A 3,750-nucleotide genomic window follows, 5' to 3' on the forward strand; every position below is an offset into this window, starting at 1 on the left:
CGCGCGCAGATATGCGTTCAGCTTGCGGTAAGCCGCGGAGGAGGGCAGCGGCTGATCCCGCGTCACCGGCCAGTACAGAAGCGGATAAAACACCAGCTCATCGCGCTCCAGATCGACGCCCGCCGGGGCGGCAGGCTCGACCGAGGTGCGGAAGAACAGCGTCTCGGACAATCCGCGCAGGCCGGCCGCCGCAATGCGATCCACCTCCCGCTCGCCGGTCAGCACATGCGCAAGCACGAGTTCCGAGGCCAGCTCCGCTGCCCTGAAATCCTCAGGCGCCGGAGCGTCCTGCGCCCGCAGCGGCTGCGGCGCGGCGGATGCCGCCAGCGCCAGCGCCGCCGCCAGCGCCGCAGTCCGGGCCCGGCCCAGCAGGCCGGAGAGCGCCAGCGTGCCCAGCACATCCGCCGCCAGCAGCAGCAGCGCCAGCGTCAGCAGCGCGCCGCCCAGCGGCAGCTCCTGCGGCGTGTCATAGCTGCTGACCGCAACCGAGGCAGGCCAGCGCGCCGCCTGCAGCTCATCGCCCGGGCGCAGCACGTTGCGGGCCAGCATCCGGCGCCCGCCGTCATAAACGCCGGGGCGCAGCTCCGGTCCGGCGGGCGCCGCCACCAGATCCGGGCCTTTGACGCCCGGCAGCGTTTCCGCCGCTTCCAGCCGGCCAAAGCCGTCCAGCACTTCAACCGGGGTCCAGGTGGTGCCCTCCAGGTCCTCGGCCTTGGGCGCGGCGGCAGAGGAGGACACCGCCAGCCGCTCCAGCATCGACACAAACAGGCCGGACAGCGGCAGGCTGCTCCATTCCGCATTGGCGGTCACGTGAAACAGCACCACCTGGCCCTGGCCCAGCGTCTTGCGGGTGACCAGCGGGGTGCCGTCACCCAATTCGGCAATCACCCGGTCCGCCAGTTGCGGATCGGGCTGCGCCACCACCTGCGAGCTGACCGAGACCTCGCCCGGCACCTCCAGCCCGTAAAACGGCGAGGTTTCGGCAAACGGCGCCAGTGTCTTCGGTTCGCCCCAGCTCATCGCGCCGCCAATGCTGCGGCCGCCAATGCGCAGCCGCACCGGCATCAGGGGTTCCTCGCCGCTGCGGGCCGTGTCGCTGGCGGCCAGCCGCGGCCCGGCAAAGCGCAACAAAAGACCGCCGTTTTCCACCCATTGGATCACCGCCTCTTCCTGCGCTGGCGCCAGCCGCGCCACATCCGCCAGCACAATCACATCCGGGTTCGCAGGCAGCAGATCCGCCAGCCCCCCCTCCAGCAGCTCGGCCGAGGGCGCCAGCGCCTGGCGCAGGTAATGCAGCGGCGACAGCAGCGCCAGCGCCTCATCCTCGCTGGCTGAGGAGACCAGCGCCACCTCGCGGCGGCGCAAGCTGTCATCGGTCAGCGCCACCGCGCCTGCGGATTTCACATCGCGGATTTCGAACCGCGACAGCCGCGCGCGCAGCTCGGCCGGCAGCGACAGCTCGGCGGTGGCGCTGCGGGCGCCATCCGCAAACCGCAGCGGCAGCGCCGCCAGGCTGCGGGCGGTGCCGCCCGGATCCTTGCCCTGCGCGACCACCGAAATCTCCTGGGCCGGCCCGCCGCGGCTGCGCTGCACCGTCAGTTTGATCGCGCCGCCGGAATAGCTGGCGGGAAGCAGCCCCAGCACCGGCAGCGGCTGCTCATAAACTTCGATGCCGCCGCGGCGGCTCAGGGCTTCGATCAGCCCGCTGCGGCCCGGATACGCCAGCCCGTCGCTGAACCAGATGGTGTCAAACCCGCCCTCAGCCCCGCTGATCGCAGCCAGGGCCTGCTGCAGCTGATCCGGTCCCGGCTGCCAGGGCAGGGGCGCCAGCCCGGCCAGCTGCCGCTGCCAGTCGCTGGCAGCGCGGAATTGCAACACTTCCGGCGCGCTCAGCCGCAGCACCGCCACCGGGCGTCCGGCGCGGCCCGCCTCCTCCAGCTGCGCCGCGGCCTGGGCACTGGTCCGCGCCCAGCCCGCAGCCCCGCCCCAGCTGGCATCCATCACGATCAGCAGCGGCCCGCGGCCGCCGGGTTCTTCGGCCGAGGGGTTCAGCACCGGCCCCGCCAGCCCGATGACCGCCGCCGCCACCGCCAGCATCCTGAGCAGCAACAGCCACCACGGCGTGCGGTCGGACAGGCTTTCGTCGTCCTTCAGGCCCAGCAGCAGCGTCACCGCCGGAAACGGCTGCCGTTTCGGCGCCGGCGGCACCGCCCGCAGCAGCAGCCACAGCACCGGCAAGGCCAACAGCCCCAGCAACAGCCAGGGCGCGGTAAAGCCGATGCCTGCAATCATTGTCATGGCGCGGTCCGCTCCAACGCGTGATAGAGCCACATCAGCGCATTCTGCGCCGTGTCGCCCGTGTGATGCTGGCCGAACCGCCAGCCGGCCTCGCGGCACAGGCGCTCCAGCACGGTGCGGCGCTCTGCCAGCCGGTCCAGATAGCGGTCCTGCAGCGCCGAGGCCTTCAATGTTTCATGTGTGACACCGCCATTGATGCTCTGAAACAGGGTGCGCCCCGAGAACGGAAAAGCTTCCTCTGCCGGGTCCAGCACCTGCAACAGCACCCCGCGTACGCCGCGCGCGGCGGCCTTGGACAGCGCCTGTTCCATCGGCGCGGACGGCCCCAGGAAGTCCGATATGAACAACGCGCGGGCATGCGGGATCAGCGCCCGGTCGTTGGGCGGCGCGTAATCCTGCTCGGCGTCGTCCGAAAGCGCTTCGGCCAGCCGCAGGATCTGCACATTGCCGCGCCGGGGCGGCAGGCTGCCGCCGGTCAGCCCGACCCGCTCGCCGCCCTGCACCATCAGCACCGAGGCCGCCAGCGCCAGCAACCGGGCGCGGTCGATCTTCTGCGGCAGTTTCGCCGTCGAGGCAAACCGCATCGAGGCGCCGGTATCGACCCACAGATGCACCGTCTGGGAAATCTGCCATTCCCGCTCGCGCACATATTGCACATCGCCCATCGCCGAACGCCGGTGGTCGATCATCCGGCGGCTGTCGCCGGCCTGCGCCGGCCGGTACTGCCAGAAATCATCCCCGGTGCCCGCGCGGCGGCGGCCATGCTCGCCCATCAGGACGGACCCGGCCAGATGCCGCGCCTGCACCAGCAGGGGCGGCAGGGCGCTGGCCGCGGCCTCGGCCCGGTGCCGCAATCCGGTTGCAGCCTGAGAGGTTGCGGGCCTGGTCACGCGGCGGCCCCGCTCCGGGCCAGATCCGCTGCGGTTTCCGCGATCAGGGCGGCCAGGTTGTCACCGCGCGCCCGCGCCGCAAAGTTCAGCTGCATCCGGTGGCTCAGCACCGGCTGCGCCATGTCCAGCACGTCCTCGGCATTGGGCGCCAGCCGCCCCTGCAGCAGCGCCCGTGCCCGGACCGCCAGCATCAGCGCCTGTGCGGCGCGCGGTCCCGGCCCCCAGGCCACCGTCTGCGCCACATGGTCGGACACGCCGGGTTCTTCGGGGCGGAAGGCGCGCACCAGATCCAGGATCATCTCCACCACCGATTCCCCCACCGGCATCCGCCGCAACAGGGTCTGCGCCGCAATCAGATCGGCAGCGGTAAACACCTGATAGGCCTCGGCTTCCTCGGCCCCGGTGGTGGCCAGCAGGATATCCCGCTCGGTCGCGCGGTCGGGATAATTCACATCGATCTGCAGCAGGAACCGGTCCAGCTGCGCCTCCGGCAGCGGATAGGTGCCTTCCTGCTCGATCGGGTTCTGGGTCGCCAGCACGTGGAAAGGCGCCCCCAAGGGCC

At 71.4% G+C, this 3,750-nt stretch carries 3 protein-coding genes; all 3 read right to left on the bottom strand.

Going from position 1 to position 3,750, the window contains the following annotated elements; all coding sequences use genetic code 11:
- A partial coding sequence (locus tag VOI29_RS23320) for a BatA domain-containing protein (protein WP_323784133.1) occupies positions 1 to 2,298 on the bottom strand: 2,298 nt, incomplete at its 3' end.
- Positions 2,295 to 3,188 carry a DUF58 domain-containing protein gene (locus VOI29_RS23325; RefSeq protein WP_323784135.1) on the bottom strand — a complete coding sequence of 298 codons (894 nt, stop codon included), beginning with the start codon at positions 3,186 to 3,188 and terminating at the stop codon, positions 2,295 to 2,297. The genes VOI29_RS23320 and VOI29_RS23325, both read right to left, overlap by 4 nt.
- Positions 3,185 to 3,750 (bottom strand): MoxR family ATPase (locus VOI29_RS23330; protein ID WP_323784137.1); only part of this gene is annotated, 566 nt, incomplete at its 5' end. The genes VOI29_RS23325 and VOI29_RS23330, both read right to left, overlap by 4 nt.

This window comes from Leisingera sp. (genome assembly GCF_034669605.1).
GTDB lineage: Bacteria > Pseudomonadota > Alphaproteobacteria > Rhodobacterales > Rhodobacteraceae > Leisingera.